The sequence below is a fragment of the Phaeobacter sp. HS011 genome, assembly GCF_018101215.1.
Classification (GTDB): Bacteria; Pseudomonadota; Alphaproteobacteria; order Rhodobacterales; family Rhodobacteraceae; genus Phaeobacter; species Phaeobacter inhibens.
The window spans coordinates 25,319-43,464 of the sequence record NZ_JAGEUF010000013.1 but is presented as its reverse complement, the minus strand read 5'-3'; the positions used below and the strand labels follow the sequence as shown (position 1 = coordinate 43,464).

Here is an 18,146-nt window from a genome sequence, read left to right as displayed (position 1 = left end):
CGTGCCTCTTTTGTGGGCGCGCCTGCTTCGGCAAGAATACACCTATCGCGATAAAACGCCTTTTGGATCATGCTGGTATTTCCTAATTAACGCGCATGACATGATGCCAATGCGGTCGGATCCTTCCCGCCGCTTAGCCGCCAGCATTCCGCCAGTTCCCATTTCAAATCGCCAGACGGAGTCACCCGCCGGGATCACCATGCCGGTGAACCTGTGGTCCTGTCCGGCATGGCTGCGGAACCGCTGTGAGAGATGCACCAAATTCAACACCGACCCACCCGGATAACCCGGTTTTCGGGGGCCGCCCGGCCTGTGGGGCCACACCCATGATCGCCTGTCAAACCGCGCTGATTCCCGCGCCGACACCTGCACAGGCCGATACCTCCGGCTGCGCCATCGCCGCGCAGACTGCGCTGGCCGCCAGTCTTCAGGCGCTGGTCAACGGTTTCCTGCGCGAATGCCCCGCATTGCCCGGAGACCGCAGGCCATCCTCCACGGATCCACGCCCTCAGATCGACATCGCAATGGCACATACCCCTGCAATGCTGCGCCTTCAGCTGCGTTATGTCTCAATGACCGGACCGCTGAAATTCGGCGCCGCTCAGCTGCGCTTCAGCGGTGAGCGCTACTGGCAGCCTGCCCCGCCGACGCAAGTGATCAGCCTGATCGCTCAGGAGTGTTTCCATCGCGCCGGGGCGACGGATCCCGCCAAACTCCCCGCATTTCTGCGCGCCATTTTCAACAGCAACGCCGAGATCGAAGCCGCCCTCCACCACACCGCCGCCGCCCATCCCACCGGGTTCCACCAGGCCGAGCAATCGCTGGTCTATGGCCACTGGCTGCATCCCACACCCAAGAGCCGGGATGGCATGACAGACTGGCAACAGGTGGCCTATGCCCCTGAGTATGCCGGTGAATTCCAGCTGCACCTCTTTGCCGCACGGGCCGATATCACCCGCCAAGACAGCGCGGTCGCGCCGGTTTGCGAGATCCTGACCGAAATCCCCGGCCTGATAGACGACCTGCTGGATGGCCGTTCCCTGCGGCCCGGTGAGCAGCTGATTCCGGCGCATCCGCTGCAGGCGCAGGCGCTGTTGCTGACCCCTGCGGTGCAAGCGCTGCTCGCCAGCGGTCAGCTGCGCAACCTTGGCCCTGCTGGCCCCCGTTTCACAGCCAGCTCCTCGCTGCGGACGGTCTTTGCCGCCGATTGTCCATGGATGCTCAAATTCTCGGTTCCTGTGCGGCTGACCAATTCGCTGCGCGTCACCCTCACCAGTGAGTTGCAGCAGGGCGTCGCGATGGCGCGGCTGCTGCGCCGGTTGAACATCACGGACGGCCTGCCGCAGTTTCAGATCATCGACGACCCCGCCTATCTGACCGTGACCGACCCGAAGGGCGGCGAAAGTGGGTTTGAGGTGATTTTTCGCCGCAACCCGTTTCAGGGCGCGGCCGGTGACGGAATCTTTACGCTGGCGGCCCTCACTGCGGATCCGCGTCCGGGGGGGACCTCGCTGCTAGCCACGCAGATCAGCGATCTGGCCACCCGCAGCCGAACCCCGCGCAGGCAGACCGCAGCGCGCTGGTTCACGGCCTATCTCGACTGTATGCTCACCCCGGTTCTGACGCTCTATGACCGGCACGGCATCGCCCTTGAGGCGCATCAGCAGAACGCCTTGCTGGATCTGTCCGAGGGGCTGCCTCGGCAGGGCTTCTACCGCGACAATCAGGGCTATTTCATCACCGAAGACGCCTTTGCCCAGCTGCGCGGGATGGAGCCGAGCCTCGCCGATGTGCCTGCTCTGGTGTTCAGCCGCAGCCATATCGATGCGCGGCTGACCTATTACCTTGTGGTCAATCAGATCTTTGCGGTGATCTGGCGTATGGGCTGTGACGGGCTGGTGCCGGAACAGGCCCTTCTGCACCAGCTGCGCGACCACCTGCAGCAGATGATGCCCCAGCTGACCGGCGCCGCACGCGCATTGGTCAGCGACCTGTTGCAGGCGCCCAGACTGGCGACGAAAGCCAATCTGCTGACCCGCCTGCATGATCTCGATGAATTGCAGACCGACACGCAGGAGGGGCTGTTTCTCGAAATGCCCAACCCGCTTGCTGCTCTGCGAACCCAAACCACGGAGGCGGTTGCCGATGCCTTTGCCTGACTGTGCCATCCCGACACCCGCCCTGCCGCTCTGCAGCCCGACCGATGCCATGCAGCGCGTGTTGCGCCAACTCTGCGAAGCATTGCTGAGCGAGGGCTGCGCGCAGGGGGTCACCACGCAGGACGGCAGGCTGTGCTGGCATCTCGGCCCTGCGATGTTTCGCGCGCAGGGGCGCTGCGGCGCCTTCAGCCGCTACCGGCTGACGCAGGGCAGCATCGAAATCGCGCGCGATCACGGCTGGCAACCTGCCGATCTGGAGGATGTGCTCTCATCGATTGACGCCCCGGAGGCTGCCTTGGCCGCCCTGCGCACCGATCTGCGGCGCACCGCAGAACTGGATGACCTCAACCACCAGCAGATCCTCCGCCCGCCCCGGCGGCACCAGCTGGGCGTTGCACAGATGGAGCGCGCCCTTCACGAAGGCCACCCCTACCACCCGTGTTACAAGGCCCGAAGTGGCTTCAGCGATACCGATCATCTGCGCTTTGGGCCGGAAGCGGGCCAGCGCTTTCGCCTGATCGGGCTGCTGTTTCACCATGATCTGATCCAGCAAAACCTGCCCGACGATGATTTCTGGTCCCGCGAATTGGGCCAGCAAGAGTGGAACCGCATCCAAGGGATCGCCGCAGATCAGAGCATTGATCTGGGAACCGGGGGCTTTGCCTTGCTGCCAATCCATCCCTGGCAATGGGACCAGCTGGCGCAGGATCCGCTGATTCCGGCGTGGCAATCCGGCGGTCAGCTCGTGATGATTGGTGAGATCGGCGATCACTACAGCGCCACCCAATCGGTCCGCACCCTGATGAATGCCGACCAGCCGCAGCGCGCCCATGTCAAAACCGCAATGACCATGCGCAACACCTCGTCCCTGCGCACATTGATCCCCGAAACCGTGGCCGTTGCGCCGGTCATATCCGACTGGCTGGTCAAGGTGATTGCCGCCGACCCGCTGCTGCAGCACGACTACCCGCTGACCCTGCTGCCGGAATACGCCGGGATCATCGCCGGGCGCGGCACCGCGCTAGAGGGGCATCTGGCGGCGATCTGGCGGCAAAGCCCGGCCTCGCTCGGTCTGGCGGACAATCAGATGATGCCCTTCAATGCGCTCTCCCTGACCGAGGGAGACGGCCAGCCCCTGATCGCGCCCTGGATCGCGACCCATGGCCGCGACCGCTGGCTGGCGCAGCTGATTGAAACGGCGGTGCTGCCGGTCTGGCATCTGATGGTGGCCCATGGCATCGGGCTGGAGGCCCATGGCCAAAACCTCATCCTGCAGCATGACAATGGCTGGCCCACCGGCATCATCGCCCGCGATTTTCACGATGGTGTGGAATATGTGGCGCCGTTGCTGTCGCGACCGGAACTCTGCCCGGATCTGGCCGCGATTGACCCGGTTTTTGCAACCGCACCGCTGGACCGGTTCCACGCGCTGGCCTGTGGTGATGGGCTGCGCGAGCTGGTGATGGACACGCTGTTTGTCTTCAATCTCGCGGATCTGTCGGACCTCATGCAGCGCCAGTTCGACCTGCCTGAATCCCGTTTCTGGCAGCGCCTGCGCGCGCGGCTGGACCGCTACGCCGCCGATCACGGGCAGGCACAGCGCATGGCCGCCCTCGCGCCCTTTGCGCCGCAGATCCACGCCGAAAGCCTGATCACCCGCAAAATCGACCCCGACCGGACCGGCGCCTATCGCCATCTGATCGACAACCCTCTGGCCACTGCAAAGGACAGCTGACCATGTTTGTATTGAATGACACCCCCCTTGATCCCACCGCGCTGCACCCAAGACTGCAACAAGCGCTTGGCGATGATCTGCACCACCGCTACGCCCTGCGGATGCGCGACACCGGCCTCGGCCTCGCAACCCTGCTATACCTGAAGGACCACAAGGCCGGCGTTTTCCCAATCCACGCCGATATCCCGGCGGAGGCCGCAAAACAGATGGCGACCAAAGCCGGATGCGACTGGTTTCTGGAGGATGATCTTGTCCCGCAACCGCTGCCCCGGCAGCCCGGTCAGACCGCCAGCGCGCGCCCCGGCGCAGGCGTTCTGGTGCAGATGAGCTCCGGCACCACCGGCGCGGCCAAGGTGATCACCCGCAGCTGGGACAACATCTCAACAGAGGTCCGCCATTACGCCGACTTCTTTGCCAGCGCCGCTAAGATGACGCCGGTGATCGCCTGCCCGGTGACCCATTCCTACGGGCTGATTCCGGGGGTTCTGGTGGCGCTACATCGTGGCCATGTGCCGGTCATCATTGATGCGGTGAACCCGAAGTACGTCCTGCGCCGCCTGCGCGAGGTGTCAAACCCGGTGCTCTATACCTCGCCTGCGATGCTGCATACCCTTGCCAAGCTGCTGCCCCGTGACGAGGAACTGAACGCCGCCGTCACCTCGGGCACGGTGCTGCCCGATCCATGGTTCCAGCTGATCCGCGCCCGCACCCGGCATCTGTTCCAGCAATATGGCTGCTCCGAAGTGGGCTGTATTGCGATCAATCAGGATCTGCAGGCGCCCTGCGATGTCGGCCACCCGCTGCCACATCTCGATCTGCAGGCAGGCGCGCTCGACACCCCCGGCCCGGTCCGCGTACAGCTGACGACTGGGGGTCCGGCCACCACGGATGCCGCCGGGGGCAACTGGGTCGAGACCGGCGATCTGGGCTATCTCGCCGCCGATGGCGGGCTGGTCTTCACCGCCCGTGCGGATGATATGATCAACGTTGCCGGACTGAACGTCTATCCGCAGGATGTCGAACGCGCGGTCATGTGCCTGCCGGGGGTTGAGGATGCCGTCGCCTTTCGCCTGCCCGACCCGCAGGCCGGCGCGCGGGTGGGGCTGCTGTTTGTCAGCACCACCCTCAGCGAGACGCAGCTGCGCGCCCAATGCGCCGATCTGCTGGCCGATCATCAGAAACCTGCCCAGCTGCGTCGCCTTCCCGCCCTGCCGCGTCAGGCCAATGGCAAGATCAGCCGCCGCGACATCGCCGAAAGATACGCATCCGGCACGGATCACACAGCCGATCAGCAGGTGCCCGCATGACCTTCGACAGCGTGCTGCACGCAATGCAGCAGACCCTTGCCGGGCCGCTGGCCAATCCGCATATGGCACAATTCGGACCCGAGGCGGTGCTGAACGATGATCTGCATATCGACTCCGTGGTGCTGATCAACCTGCTGGTGCATCTGGAAACCGACCACGGCGTGGCGATCCCCGAGCGTGATTTCCGCAAGGAGGATTTCGTCACCGTCGCCGATCTGATCCATGTGCTTCTGGCCAGCCCATCCGCAGCGGTTGCCACCGAACCAGAGGCAACCCCCGCCAATCAGGACCCGAGCGAGATCACCGTACATTGCTTTGTCAGCTGTCTCTGTGCGGCGATCCGGCGGCATGAGGGACTGGATTTCCGGCCCTTCTACTTCGGCACATGGGACAGCGATTTTGCTGTCACCGCCCAGCAGCATCTGGCCTATCACAGCGCCGAGATGACCCAGGATCACTATATCCGCTGGGTCGAACAACTGTATGGCATCCGCGTCAGCCAGTGGCACGATCCCGCCCTGTCGAAATCCGACAACCTGACCCGCTTTGAAAAACTGCTCCACACCCCGGCCACCGACCGCCAGCTGGTGGTGATGCTCGATATGTTCCACCTGCCGGAGCGGGACACCAAATACAATCAGGACCCGTTTCCGCATTTCGTCATTATCGAGCCGACCGCCGGCCCCGAGGTCTGGCATATGAACGATCCGGATTATCGCTGGCGGGGCGACCTGCCGCGTGCCGCCATCCTCAATGCCATGGCGCAACCCAGCGTGGCGGGCGGCTATATCCTCGACAGCACACGCGCCCGCGCGCCCGAACCTCAGGACCTCGTGGCCTATTTCAACGCGACCTTCCGCCCGGACGCCAACCCGCTGACGGACGCTCTGCGCCGGATCATCACCTATCATGGCCACCCCGAGCGGCCGCTGGCACTGCCGGAGCTGGAGATCGCCCTGCGCGAATTGCCGGTGCTGTCGCTGCGCAAATACGCCTATGAACACGCCTTTGCCTTCTTCTGGCGCGCGTTGGACACCAGCTTTGCCGTGTTCGACGCCCATTGCGATCAGGTCGAAGCCCTTTGTGAGGGGTTCCGTCGGCTGCATTTTCAGGCTGCCAAACTGGCGCATACCCGCGACCGCGCCCAGCTGCCGGATCTGATCGCGGCACTGGACGCATTGGACCGGCTGGAGTTTACAATCAAGACAGCGCTTCATGCGCAGTTTCAGACCTGGTGCCGCACCACTCAGGTCGCCGCGTCCATCTCACCCAATCGAAGCCCTGAAACAGGGGCCATGCTCAAAGGGGAGCCGGCATGAAGATTTCGCTCTGCACCATTTCTTTTCGCCACCAGCTGATCGACCTGAAGGACATTGCCTTCTGGGCGCGGGATACCGGGTTTCAGGGGATTGAGCTTTGGGGCGTTCATGCCCGCAATCAGTCACCGCTGGCGATCCATAACGCGCAGTGGATGGCCGCACAGGGGCTGTCGATCCCGATGATCAGCGACTACCTGCCCCTGCAGGACCGGCAGGAGCTGACCCGCAGAACCCGCGCCTTATGTGCGTTGGCGCAAACCTGGGGCGCGGGCAAGATCCGCACCTTTGCCGGGATGCAGGCCAGCGCCACGGTCCCGGCGGCGGACCGCGACCAGACCACCCGCGCCCTGCGCCACGCCTGCGATATCGCCGCCGATCACGGCCTGCGCCTGCTGGTGGAGACCCACCCCGGCACCCTCGCCGACACGCTGGCTGCCACCACGGCGCTGATTGACGCCGCCGACCACGATGCGCTGGCCATCAACTTCGACGCGCTCCACGTCTGGGAAGGCGGTGATGATCCGGTGACGGCACGCCGGACCCTGTTGCCCAAAATTGCGCATTACCACCTGAAAAACGTCTCGGACCGTACCCGACTGCCCGTCTTTGCCCCCGCGAATGTCTACAGCGCGGCGGGCTGTCGGACCGGGATGGTGCCGCTGATGGAAGGGGCCTATGACTACCGCAGCCTGCTGCGGGAGATGTGGCAAGACGGCCCCTGCGAGGCCTCACTGGAATGGTTCGGCGATGAGGTGTTTCAGACACTGAAAAATGACATCGCGGAGATCCGCGCCCTGACCGCTGCGGAACCAACCACGGCAGGTCAAACCGGCACTACACACCAAACCGCCTCGGCGGGTTAGCGTCCGCTGCCGCCACCGGCGCGGATCTGAAACCGCGCCGGTGTCTGTGCCCCTCAACCGGTCACAAGAGCGCCGGGCCTGTTCGATCCCTGGTCCAGATCAGAGGCATCCCGACTGACGTCACCCCGCCCGGCCTGCCGCGACCACAGCATCGCATAGGTGCCCCCCAGCGCCAGCAACGCGGCATGGCTGCCATCTTCGGTGATGCGGCCCTGATCCATGACGATAATCCGGTCCATCTGCGCAATCGTGGACAGGCGATGCGCAATGGCGATTACGGTCTTGCCCTGCATGACATCCATCAGCGTGTCCTGAATCTCCGCCTCCACCGCGCTATCCAGCGCCGAGGTCGCCTCATCCAGGATCAGGATCGGCGCGTTCTTCAGCACCACCCGCGCAATCGCAATCCGCTGCCGCTGCCCGCCGGAGAGCGCCACACCGCGCTCGCCCACATGGGCGTCATAGCCGGTCCGCCCCGCCTGATCACGCAGCCCCAAAATGAAATCATGGGCGCGGGCGCGTTTGGCAGCCATCACCATCTCCGCCTCGCTGGCGCCGGGATTGCCATAGAGGATATTGGCCCGCACCGAGCGGTGCACCAGCGCGGTGTTCTGCGTCACCACGCCAATCTGCCCCCGCAAGCTGTCCTGTGTCACGCCAGTGATCGGCTGCCCGTCGATCAGAATGCGCCCCCGTTCGGGATCGTCAAACCGCAACAACAGCGACACCAGCGTCGACTTGCCCGCACCGGACGGCCCGGCAATGCCAATGCGCTGTCCGGCCGCGATCGTCAGATCAAGCCCCGCCACACCTCCGCTGCCATCCTCCGATGCTTTGCCATAGCTGTGATGCAGCCCCTCCACCCGGATCTCTGCCTGGCTCACATGCAAGGCAGCCGCGTCTTCCGCATCGGTAATCGCATGTGGCGTGGCCAGCGACCGCAGCCCCTCGCGGATGACGCCCATATTCTCAAACAGGCGGATCGTCACCCAGAGGATCCAGCCGCTCATGCCGTTCAGCCGGATGGTCAGCGCCGCAACGGCGGCCACCTCTCCAATGCTGACCTGACCCACCGTCCACAGCCAGATCGCCGGAGCCACCACGATCAGGATCAACACGCCGTTGATGGCAATGCTGCCAAAGGCTAGCGTGGTCATCATCCGCATGAACCGCTGATAGCGCGTCCGCAGCCGTCGCAGCGCCGACAGCGCATAACCCAGCTCCTGCCCGCCCTGCGCAAACAGCTTCACGGTTTCGATATTGCCATAGGCATCGACAATCCGCCCGGTCGCCCCGGAGCGCGCGTCGGACCATTTCTCCGCCGTTGCCGCAACACTGCGGGCAACATGGCGCACATAAATTGCGTAGATCACCACCCAGATCAGCAGCGGTACCGCCAGCCGCCAGTCGATCTGCGACAGCACCACCACCGCGCCCAGCATATAGGTCCCCGCAAAGAGCACCGCCTCAAACATCATATGGACGCTGTCCTGCACCGCAGGCCCCATCTGCATCACCCGATTGCTGAGCCGCCCGGCAAAATCATGCTGAAAGAAGCCAACCGACTGCCCCAAAAGATGCCGATGCGCCTGCCAGCGGACCTGTTCCTGCAGGTTGGAGGACAGCGTCTGCTCCAGCAGCAGGTGGTTCAGCCCGACCAACGTCGGACGCAGCAGCAGCACGCAGACCAGCGCCAGGATCATCTCCGTGCCATGGTCATCCCAGAATGCAGCGGCGCCGCTCGCGCTCATCAGATCCACCAGCCGCCCGGCATAGAAGATCAGCCCGCTTTCCATCAGCGCCGTCAGCACGCCGGTGACCAGCATCAGCGGCAGCCATTTGCGATAAGGCACCAGCTGCTGCATCAGATACCGCCAAAGACCCGCGTGCGGCGGCGCCATCTGTGACGCCGCAAAAGGGTCGACAAGGTTTTCAAAAGCCCGGAACATAAGGTCCCTCTCAAGGATGAAGTGAAATTCGCCTGAGATGTGGGTCGCCTGTCCTTCGCATCATCCGGGACCGACGCGCGCCCTGCGCCGCCGTATTTCCCGATGTCTGACACGACATCTGCCTGCACCATAGCGCCGCCGTTCTAATCCCACAGCGCTGCCTTGTCAGCCGGATAATCCACCATGGGCAATGTCCTGCAACCGGGAAATCGACTTGCACCGCGCGGGGGAATCCTTATCCTTCAAATCTGATAGAAAAACTAAGGATTAAGCCGGATGCTCACGGATACAGGCCATTTCGACACGCCGAATGCCTCCAAATACCTGCAACAGCTCTGCAAACATTTCGCCCATAAGGTTGCCGTCACCCATGAAGATACCAAAGGCACCGTGGCACTGGGCATGGGGCCTGCGACCCTGACCGCCGAGGACCAACACCTCCGCGCCGAGGTCACCGCCCCCACTGCCGAAGAGCTGGATCACGCCCGCCAGATCATCGACAACCACCTGAAGCGCTTCGCCTTTCGCGAAGAATTTGAGGCGATGACCTGGGCCTCCGCAACGGCTCCTGCCTGACCTGAGGTCAGACATATAAACCTGACCAGAGGTCAGAACTGGATCGCATAAGCGGTGGAGCGCCCGCCGGCCTCCATCCGCGTGACCACGCCAGCAGCTTCCAGTGCGCGCAGATCGCGGGTGGCGGTGGCCGGAGAGGTCTTGGTGATCTTGCGATAGGATTTGGCGCTCAACCCAACCGCCAGCCGCTCTGGTCCCTGCTCAAACAGCAGACGCAGCGCATGGGCCTGACGGTCATTCAACATCGGTCCGTAGCGCAGAAAGAACTGATTGCGGCGCAGGATGAACCCCGCCTCATCGCGGGCCGAGGCCGCCGCCCGCCTCAGCGTGCGCAGAAACCAGAGCACAAATTCGGTGGCGTCAATCATGCCAGTCGCGCCCTCTTTGCGCCCGGCCTGTAGGGCGGCATAATAGGCTTTCTTGTCCCGCTCCACCTGCCGCGACAGCGAGAACGGCAACGCGCGGTTGCGGGCAAACACATGTTCGATCAGGGCGCGGCCAATGCGGCCATTGCCATCTGACAGCGGGTGAATGGACTCAAACCACAGATGCGCCAGCGCCGCCTTCACCGCCACCGGCAACCCCTGATCGGCGTTCACCCAGTCAAGGAACTGCGCCATCTCCGCCTCCAGCCGATCCGGCGGCGGCGCCTTATAGAGCACATCCCCCGGACCTGCCGTCGCGGAGCGCACAATCTCCATCTCGAACCGCCGCCAGCGGCCCAGATCCTCGACCTCCATGCCGGTGAACAGCAGCCGGTGCCAGGTCAGGATCCGGGCACTGTCCAACGGCTGATCCGCCCGGCGCGCCGTCAACATCAGCTCCGCCACCGCATCCGAGCGCCGCGAGATCGCCGCCCGGTCGCGATGGCGCAGCGAGGCCACAACCGAGGCTTCGATTTCGCTCGCATCCAGTGCCACGCCTTCGATTCCGAAGGAGGCCATCGCCTCCTGCACGATCTGGCGCAGCAACAGATCCTCTTGTTCCTGCGGGGTCAGCCCGTGGACAAGGCCCGTCACCTCGCCCACCGCCTCAGCGGCGCGGGCCAGGTCCGGTTCGATACCTGCGTGATCATAGCCAAATCGCGGCCAGGCAGGCGTTTGCCAGATCTGTGACATGAGGAGATTGGCCCTCTTATTCAAATCAAAAGTGATGCCAATATGATCTGAATATGCTCTCTAATCAAGTCACACAGCGAAGAGAGGACCGCTGCCCCCTCCTGGATACTGCCAACAATGGAAGAATGACGCCAATTGGCCGTGGCCTTGCCCCCCGGCAAGCGCTGCCACGGCCCTGGCAGTGGTGCGGGTCGCAGAATTCGACCCTTCCCTGCGCCTCCCCGACCATACGCCATGCGGTAATGCGACGTCCGGTCAGGCCCATCAGGCTTTGCTGTCTTCACCCCGCCGCGCGCTGGCCTCACACCAGATGCACAGCCTTGCAAAAACAAAAGGATGCCCCGCCACTCACAGCAGGCCACCAGCGCCGCATTCACCGCCTGCCAAAACAGATCCGAGGACCGACAGGAGATGCACGCAACACCTCGGCCAAGCTAGCAATGGCGCAGGGCAGGTGTTATCCCTTAACATTAGGGGGTATCTCAGTGGATTGGACCGACATCGACAGTCTGGAACGCTGCAACAGCACCGATGCGCTATGGGCGCAGGCCCTGCAAATCTTTGCGACCATGGGCTTTGACTATGCCATCTACCTAACCGTGGAGGGCGATCGCAGCCATCCCCATATCCACACCAACCTGCCGCAAATCTATGAGCAGCTGCCCAGCCATCGAGATCCGTTTCTGGATCACTGCTGCAACAGCTATGAGCCGCAGTTCACCGGCGCGAAATTTCTCTCCGATCATCCCTATCTGGAGGCCGAGGAGATGGCCTTCATCCGCGGGGCCTCGGCCAAAACCGGATTTCGCGCCGGCATCGCCATCCCGGTGCGATTGCAGGGATCAGATCGGTTTGGCGGTTTCAACCTCGGCACCGCGCGGAGCCGCGACAGCTTCATCACGCATGTGACCGGCAAGACCGACAGCCTGCGCTTTCTCTGCCTGATCATCCACCGCCGCATGGAGGAGCTGCGCCAGACCGCCAGCAGCCCCGCCGCCAATCCCTCCGAACCGGATGCGGAGGGGGCCGGGTTCGACCGCCCCTTGATCGCACCGCCCCCGGCCGCACTGACCCGGCTCAGCCCGCGTGAACGCGAAGTGCTCTACCTGTTCAGTCAGGGCCTCACCTCCAAGGAATGCGCTGCGGTCTGCAAGATCTCACCGCATACGGTGTCGGAATACGCCAATTCCATCTACCGCAAACTGAACGTCCGCAACCGGGTCGAAGCAATCGGCGTGCTCGCCGCAGCAGAGCGCACCCCGGACCGCAACACCCAGCTCTAACCCGCAGGCAACATCCGCATTCACCCCTGTCCGGCGTTCTTCCCTGCTGGCAAGGACAAGGAAACCGCCCGCAGATCTGTCCCTTGCCGCCGCCCGCTGCTAAAGCCCTGAGAAGGACTTTGAGGATCGGGCACGCGATGGTCGACGATAAATATCTGCTGGCTTTGTCGGCCTTTCACCTCGGCATGGCGCTGTTCTGCACCAATCAACTGCTGCTGCACCAACGCCACCAGCGCGTCTACGTGCCGCTGGCGCTGTTCTTCGTGACCCAGTCCGTTACCGAAATGCTCAGCATTCTGGATCTGGTGGTCGTGGATGAGTCCTACGACTATGTCGTCTCACGCTTCAACAGCCTGCACGTGCCCGCCGTCTTTGCCCAACCGCTGCTGCTGTGGCTCTATGTGCGCGCCCTCACGTCCGAGGATGACGGCCCGCCGATCCGCCAAAGGCTCTGGCATGCGGTGCCCATCCTGCTGGCGATCAGCATGGTGGTGTTGTTCTGGACCATCCCGAAATCCCTGTTCGCCCAGAACGATCTGGAGTTCGCCGACCTCAGCCAATACATCCAGGCGATCCTGATCTACTTCCAGCTGGTCGAGGTCCTGTTCTACGTTCAGGTGACACTCTATCTGGTGCTGATCATGCGGATGCTGTCGCGATATCGCGCGCGGCTGAAGGATCTGTTTGCCACCACCGAGGACCGCGAGCTGACCTGGGTCTGGTGGATCACCACCACTATCGGCGCTTATCTCCTGATCAGCATCGCCGAGATCCTCGCCGACCTCTTCGGCATTGAGATGTTCCAGCTATTCAGCGAAGCCTCCGACCTGACCAACGGCCTGTCCAGCCTTGCCATCACCTGGGTGATCGGCATCTGGGGGGTGCGGCAGCAGCCCGGACTGATGCCCAAACCCGTCGGCAACACGCCCCCCGCCACGGAGCGGGAGCTGGCCGCCGCAAAATACGAGCGCTCCGCCCTCACCGATGATCACGCGGCCCGCATCGCCGCCAAGATCGAACGCGCCATGACCAAGGATATGCTCTACCGCGATCCCAACCTGTCACTATGGGATCTGGCCAAACATATCAGCGTCACCTCGAACTACGTGTCGCAGACGCTGAATATGACGCTGCAATCGAATTTCTTCGACTACGTCAACAAATGGCGCATTCAGGACGCCGTGAAGCAGCTGCATGACACCGATGAAACCATTCTGGTGATTGCCCATGATGTCGGCTTCAACTCCCGCTCGTCCTTCTACAACGCCTTCAAACGCGAGATGAACACCACCCCCTCTGCCCTCCGGGCCAGCCGCACCGCCGCCGATCCTACGAGCTGAGGGCGCGCGCCGGGGCGGCACCATGACCGCCCCGCCCCGTCGGTGATGTGGTGCGGACAGGGTTGCTCACCCCATGGCCTCAACGCCGAGACCACGCCGTGCCGCCCGGCGACGCGCGCGCCGCTGCTGGCCGCGTGCGCCCAGCACCAGCATCGCCGGGGTGACCAGCAGCGTCAGCAGCGTCGCCGCCACCAGCCCGCCCGCAATCGTCGTCGACAGTTCGGTCCACCACTGGCTGGACGGCGCGCCGAACACCATGCTGCCGGTCAGCAGATCCAGCTTCATGCCCAGCACCATCGGCATCAGCCCCAGCACCGTTGTCAGCGAGGTCAGCACCACCGGCCGCAGCCGCAGCGCCCCTGCGCGCAGCGCCGCCTCACACGGAGACTGCCCGGCGCTGCGCTGCGCGTTATAGGTGTCGATCAGCACGATATTGGTGTTCACCACGATGCCAGCCAGCGCAATCACCCCGATGCCTCCCATAACCACGCCAAACGGCCGCCCCGCCACCAGCAGCCCCAGCAGCACCCCCGCAATGGAGAAGATGATCGCCGACATCACCACCGCCGCCTGATAGAAGCTGTTGAACTGTGCGATCAGGATCACCGCCATCAGCACCACCGCGGTCACAAACGCGAGGAGGAGAAACCGCATCGCCGCATCCTGCTCCTCCGCCTCGCCCTTGAACCGCCAACTGACACCATCGGGCAGATCCGCCACCACCATCGCCTGTCGCAGCCGTTCAATCTGCGCATCCGCCAACAGCCCCGGCGCCACATTGGCCGACAGCGTCAGCACCCGCGACTGGTCGCGCCGCTCGATTGAGCCCGATCGCGGCACCGGTGCAAAGCGGGTGAAATTGGCAATTGGCACCAGCCCGGACGCGGTCGGCACCCGCAGGGCCCGCAGCCCGTCGAAACTGCGCTCCACCGCCGGGAACCGCACCCGCACATCCACCGACTCCGCCACATCATCAGGGCGAAAACTGGTCACCATCACGCCATGGGTCAGCAATTGCACCGTCTGGCCCAGAAGATTGAGGTCAGCGCCGTAGCGCGCAGCCTCGGCACGGTCGATCTCGATCCGCCATTCCACCCCCGGCAGGGCCCGGCTGTCGGCCACATCGGTAAAGCCGCCGATCCCGGTCATGATCTCGCGGATCTGCCCCACCGCCGCCTCCGCCACGGATGGGTCACGGGCGGTGATATGCAGATCCAGCGGCTTGTCACTGCTTGGCCCGTCGTCCTCGGTCTCCACCCGCACCTCGACCCCCGGCAGATCCGCCACCTCGGCACGGATCCCCGCGCCGATCTCGGCTGCGGGCGGACGCTGGTCCCAGGGGTCCAGCTCCAGCTGAATGGTGCCGATCAGGTCCAGATCATCGCCCCCGCCGAGCGAGGTCACCGCATAAACGCTGGTGATGCCCGCAGTCTGCAACAGCTGATCCTCCACCACCCGCACCAGCGCGTCGCGCTCATGGATCGAGAAATTGTCCCGTGCACGCAGCTGCACCTGCATGAATTCAGGCTCTACTTCAGGGAAGAACGTCAGCCCCACCCCGTATTTTCCATAAAGACCAAACGTCCCCAGCAACAGCGCAACGCTCAACAGAACGGTGGTTCCGGGAAACAGCAGCGCCCGCTGCAACATCCGCGCATAGATCCCGGCCATCCCACGGCCAAGGCGCGGATCACCATGTTCCGCCGCATGGAGCGCCTGTTTTGCCGCCGCACTCTGCGGGGAGCGACGCGCGATCATCCCGCCCAGCACCGGAATGAACACCAACGCCATCAACAGCGACGCCGCCAACGTCACAATCACGGTGATCGGCAGGAATTTCATGAACTCACCGGTGGTGCCGGTCCAGAACAGCAGCGGCACAAACACGCTGAGCGTGGTCGCGGTGGAGGACACCAGCGGCCCCGCCATACGCCCCGCCGCCGCGCGATAGGCCTCTGCCGCTGTCCGGCCCTCCTGCAGGTAGCGGTCGGCCAGCTCCGTGGTGACAATGGCGCCGTCCACCAGCATTCCGACCACCAGGATTAGCGAAAACAGCACCACGATATTCATCGTGATCCCCATCGCCCACAACAGCGCCACACCGGCCAGAAACGCGCCGGGGATCGACAGCCCGACCAGCAGCGCCGGCCGCAGCCCCAGCGCATAGATCACCACCAGCATCACCAACACGATGGCCGCCACCACATTGGCCTCCAGATCGCCCAGCATGGTCTCCACCTCGCGGCTCTCATCCAGCAGATAGTCGACCCGGACGCTCTGCGGCCAGTCCTGCTGCGCGGTGGCGATCACCGCCTTGGCGGCGGCCACGGTCTCGATGATATTGGCGCCGCTGCGTTTGGTGATATCCAGCGTCAGCGCCGGTTGACCGTTGATCCGGGCAAAGCTGCGCGGATCCTCAAACCGTCGTCGCACCACCGCGATATCGCCAAGGGTCACCACCGCACCGCCTTCAACCTTCACCGGCATCTGCATCAGGTCAGCGGCCCCATCGACCAATCCCGGCACCTTCAGCACAAACCGCCCGGCGGCACCGTCGATGGTCCCGGCAGCAATCATCGCATTGTTGCGGTTGATCTGACCCACCAGCGCCTCGAACGACAGCCCATAGGTGGCAAAGGCAACAGGGTCGATCAGCACCTCCAGCAGATCCGACCGCCCGCCGCCGATATCGACCTCAAGCACACCGGTCAGCGCCTCCAGCCGGGTTTCAAGCTCCCGCGCCATGCGGTTCAGGCTGCGCTCCGGCACCGGTCCAGAAAGCACCGTGGTCAGCACCGGAAACAGCGCCGTGTTGATCTCCACCACCACGGGCTCGGTGGCGGCCTCCGGCAGGTCGGGGCGGGCCTGATCCACCGCCACCCGCACCCGGTCCAGCGCCTCTGCCACATCGGCACCCGCCTCAAATTCCAGCGTCACGCTGGCATAGCCCTCATAGGCGTGGCCCTTCATCTCCTTCAGATCAGCCAGCCCGCTCAGCCCGGTTTCCAGCGGCTTGACCAGCAGTCGCTCGCTGTCATCCGGCGAGATGCCCGACAGGCTGGTGCTGACATAGACAAAGGGGATCGGAATATCCGGATTGCTTTCCTTCGGAATATTTACATAGGCATAGGCGCCACCGCACAGCAGCGCCGAAAAGATCAGCATCACCGCCCGGCTGCGGGCAAAGATCACCGCAAGAAACCCGTTCATCGCCGCTCTTCCGCGCCTGCCGCCCGTCCCGTGGTGGCTGCCGCATCTCGGGGCTGCACCACCTCTCCTGCGGTGACAAATCCCTGCCCCACAGTGATCAGCCGCAACTGATCCGCCAGCCCACTGACCCAGACGCCATCGCGCTCGGACTGGACAATTTCCACCGGGGTAAAGACCACACGGTCAGCGTCATCGACGCTCTTGATGCCCAGCACCCCGACCATATCCAGCGAAAGAAGCGCCGGGGACAGGAAATGCGCCTGGACAATGTCCAGCGGCACCGCAATCCGGGCGCTGATCCCGGCCGGGATCGGGGGCGCATTGGATGGGGACGGATTGTCCAGCATCACCTCAGCGGCAAAGCTGCGGGTATCGGCCTGCGCGCTTTGCCCCAGAAAACTCAAACGCCCTTCGGCGCTGTCACCGTTCAGAAACCGCACCTGCGCCACCGCCCCCGCGCGCAAGGCCCCCCGCTGGTGCTGCGGCACCTGAAAACTCACCCGCAGGGGATCCAGCGCCACCACCCGCGCCACCGCAGCCCCTTCCTGCACATAGGCACCGGGGGTCAGGTCGAATTCCTCCAGATGACCGGCAAAAGGCGCGGTGATGCGCGTCTCTGCTAGGCTCTGATGGGCGGCGGCCAGATCCGCCTTGGCCACGGCCAGCGCCTCGCGCGCCTCGCTCAGCCGCTGCTCCGTGGTGGACCCGCGCTGATGCAGCGCTGCGGCGCGGGTATGGTCACGCTCCGCCCGCAGCAAAGACGCCTCCGCCCGCGCCAGCGACGCCGTGCGCTGCGCAGGCTGCAAGCTGGCCAGCAGCTGCCCCGCCTCCACCCGCGCGCCCTTGGCCACCGCAACGCTTGCCACATGGCCGGACATCTCCGCCCTCAGGGTCGCGTCCCGGTCGGGTTTGCTGACCCCTTCGGCGCGCAGCATCCGCGTCACCGGGGCGGCCTGCGACAGGCGCACTGCGACGGAAACAGGCTCTATACTGGGGGTTTCAGCCTCATCATCAGCTGTCACTGGGGCGGCGGGCCAGACCAGTCCCACCGCCATCCAGATCACCAGTACGGCGCAAATCATCGCCGCCAGACGCGGCGGCCATCTGGCCTCCGGATCGCTCACAAACTCCAACCCCGCAGGATCCGCCCCGCCCGCGCAGCCGGGGGGCTGCGGGGCTGAGGCGGGCTGTGCCACAGCTGCCGTTGCAGACCTGTTCACCTGAGGATCCGACGCCGCTGGGGGTACAGTCGGGGCGGGTGTCTCAGCGACCTGCGACGTTGGGGAC

General features: G+C 64.2%; 12 protein-coding genes. 8 read left to right on the top strand and 4 right to left on the bottom strand.

Features of this window, described 5'->3' with window-relative positions; translation table 11 throughout:
- The first annotated feature begins 326 nt into the window (after positions 1 to 326).
- From J4721_RS18980 to J4721_RS18960, 5 genes are read left to right on the top strand one after another with little or no spacing between them, the layout of a single operon-like run.
- Positions 327 to 2,159, top strand: a complete 1,833-nt coding sequence (locus J4721_RS18980) for an IucA/IucC family siderophore biosynthesis protein (protein ID WP_211003364.1) — start codon at positions 327 to 329, stop codon at positions 2,157 to 2,159.
- Complete coding sequence (locus tag J4721_RS18975; RefSeq protein ID WP_211003365.1) at positions 2,146 to 3,894, top strand: IucA/IucC family siderophore biosynthesis protein; 1,749 nt, start codon at positions 2,146 to 2,148, stop codon at positions 3,892 to 3,894. The genes J4721_RS18980 and J4721_RS18975 overlap by 14 nt, the downstream gene beginning before the upstream one ends.
- Positions 3,895 to 3,896: 2 nt before the next feature.
- Complete coding sequence (locus J4721_RS18970) at positions 3,897 to 5,201, top strand: AMP-binding protein (protein WP_211003366.1); 1,305 nt, start codon at positions 3,897 to 3,899, stop codon at positions 5,199 to 5,201.
- Complete coding sequence (locus tag J4721_RS18965) at positions 5,198 to 6,520, top strand: DUF6005 family protein (RefSeq protein ID WP_211003367.1); 1,323 nt, start codon at positions 5,198 to 5,200, stop codon at positions 6,518 to 6,520. Before J4721_RS18970 ends, J4721_RS18965 begins: the two co-directional genes overlap by 4 nt.
- Entirely contained in the window at positions 6,517 to 7,383 is an 867-nt protein-coding gene (locus tag J4721_RS18960) for a sugar phosphate isomerase/epimerase (RefSeq protein ID WP_211003368.1), read from the top strand. Before J4721_RS18965 ends, J4721_RS18960 begins: the two co-directional genes overlap by 4 nt.
- 53 nt (positions 7,384 to 7,436) lie before the next feature.
- Here J4721_RS18960 and J4721_RS18955 read toward each other — a convergent pair whose 3' ends face one another.
- Positions 7,437 to 9,332 carry an ABC transporter ATP-binding protein gene (locus J4721_RS18955; protein ID WP_211003369.1) on the bottom strand — a complete coding sequence of 632 codons (1,896 nt, stop codon included), beginning with the start codon at positions 9,330 to 9,332 and terminating at the stop codon, positions 7,437 to 7,439.
- Positions 9,333 to 9,608: 276 nt separating this feature from the next.
- Between J4721_RS18955 and J4721_RS18950 the strand changes: the two genes are divergently transcribed.
- Positions 9,609 to 9,908 carry a DUF2218 domain-containing protein gene (locus J4721_RS18950; protein ID WP_211003370.1) on the top strand — a complete coding sequence of 100 codons (300 nt, stop codon included), beginning with the start codon at positions 9,609 to 9,611 and terminating at the stop codon, positions 9,906 to 9,908.
- A 32-nt stretch (positions 9,909 to 9,940) separates the two neighbouring features.
- Here the strand turns inward: J4721_RS18950 and J4721_RS18945 are convergent, their stop codons facing one another.
- Positions 9,941 to 11,026: a Fic family protein gene (locus J4721_RS18945; protein ID WP_211003371.1), complete on the bottom strand. Its 1,086-nt coding sequence runs from the start codon at positions 11,024 to 11,026 to the stop codon at positions 9,941 to 9,943.
- 485 nt (positions 11,027 to 11,511) lie between these two features.
- On the opposite strand from J4721_RS18945, the gene J4721_RS18940 reads away from it, so the two are divergent.
- Positions 11,512 to 12,309 carry a LuxR C-terminal-related transcriptional regulator gene (locus J4721_RS18940; RefSeq protein WP_371816095.1) on the top strand — a complete coding sequence of 266 codons (798 nt, stop codon included), beginning with the start codon at positions 11,512 to 11,514 and terminating at the stop codon, positions 12,307 to 12,309.
- Between the two features lie 137 nt (positions 12,310 to 12,446).
- Complete coding sequence (locus J4721_RS18935; protein WP_102870983.1) at positions 12,447 to 13,649, top strand: AraC family transcriptional regulator; 1,203 nt, start codon at positions 12,447 to 12,449, stop codon at positions 13,647 to 13,649.
- Between the two features lie 66 nt (positions 13,650 to 13,715).
- On the opposite strand, the gene J4721_RS18930 is transcribed toward J4721_RS18935, so the two are convergent.
- On the bottom strand, positions 13,716 to 16,859 hold the full coding sequence (locus tag J4721_RS18930) for an efflux RND transporter permease subunit (protein WP_211003372.1): 3,144 nt from the start codon (positions 16,857 to 16,859) through the stop codon (positions 13,716 to 13,718).
- On the bottom strand, positions 16,856 to 18,079 hold the full coding sequence (locus tag J4721_RS18925) for an efflux RND transporter periplasmic adaptor subunit (RefSeq protein WP_371816094.1): 1,224 nt from the start codon (positions 18,077 to 18,079) through the stop codon (positions 16,856 to 16,858). Before J4721_RS18925 ends, J4721_RS18930 begins: the two co-directional genes overlap by 4 nt.
- Positions 18,080 to 18,146 lie beyond the last annotated feature (67 nt).

Coding starts and splice junctions, on each gene's coding strand:
- J4721_RS18975 (WP_211003365.1), top strand. CDS start 2,146: ATGCCTTTGCCTGACTGTGCCATCCCGACACCCGCCCTGCCGCTCTGC.
- J4721_RS18935 (WP_102870983.1), top strand. CDS start 12,447: ATGGTCGACGATAAATATCTGCTGGCTTTGTCGGCCTTTCACCTCGGC.
- J4721_RS18960 (WP_211003368.1), top strand. CDS start 6,517: ATGAAGATTTCGCTCTGCACCATTTCTTTTCGCCACCAGCTGATCGAC.
- J4721_RS18955 (WP_211003369.1), bottom strand. CDS start 9,332: ATGTTCCGGGCTTTTGAAAACCTTGTCGACCCTTTTGCGGCGTCACAG.
- J4721_RS18945 (WP_211003371.1), bottom strand. CDS start 11,026: ATGTCACAGATCTGGCAAACGCCTGCCTGGCCGCGATTTGGCTATGAT.
- J4721_RS18950 (WP_211003370.1), top strand. CDS start 9,609: ATGCTCACGGATACAGGCCATTTCGACACGCCGAATGCCTCCAAATAC.
- J4721_RS18980 (WP_211003364.1), top strand. CDS start 327: ATGATCGCCTGTCAAACCGCGCTGATTCCCGCGCCGACACCTGCACAG.
- J4721_RS18970 (WP_211003366.1), top strand. CDS start 3,897: ATGTTTGTATTGAATGACACCCCCCTTGATCCCACCGCGCTGCACCCA.
- J4721_RS18965 (WP_211003367.1), top strand. CDS start 5,198: ATGACCTTCGACAGCGTGCTGCACGCAATGCAGCAGACCCTTGCCGGG.
- J4721_RS18930 (WP_211003372.1), bottom strand. CDS start 16,859: ATGAACGGGTTTCTTGCGGTGATCTTTGCCCGCAGCCGGGCGGTGATG.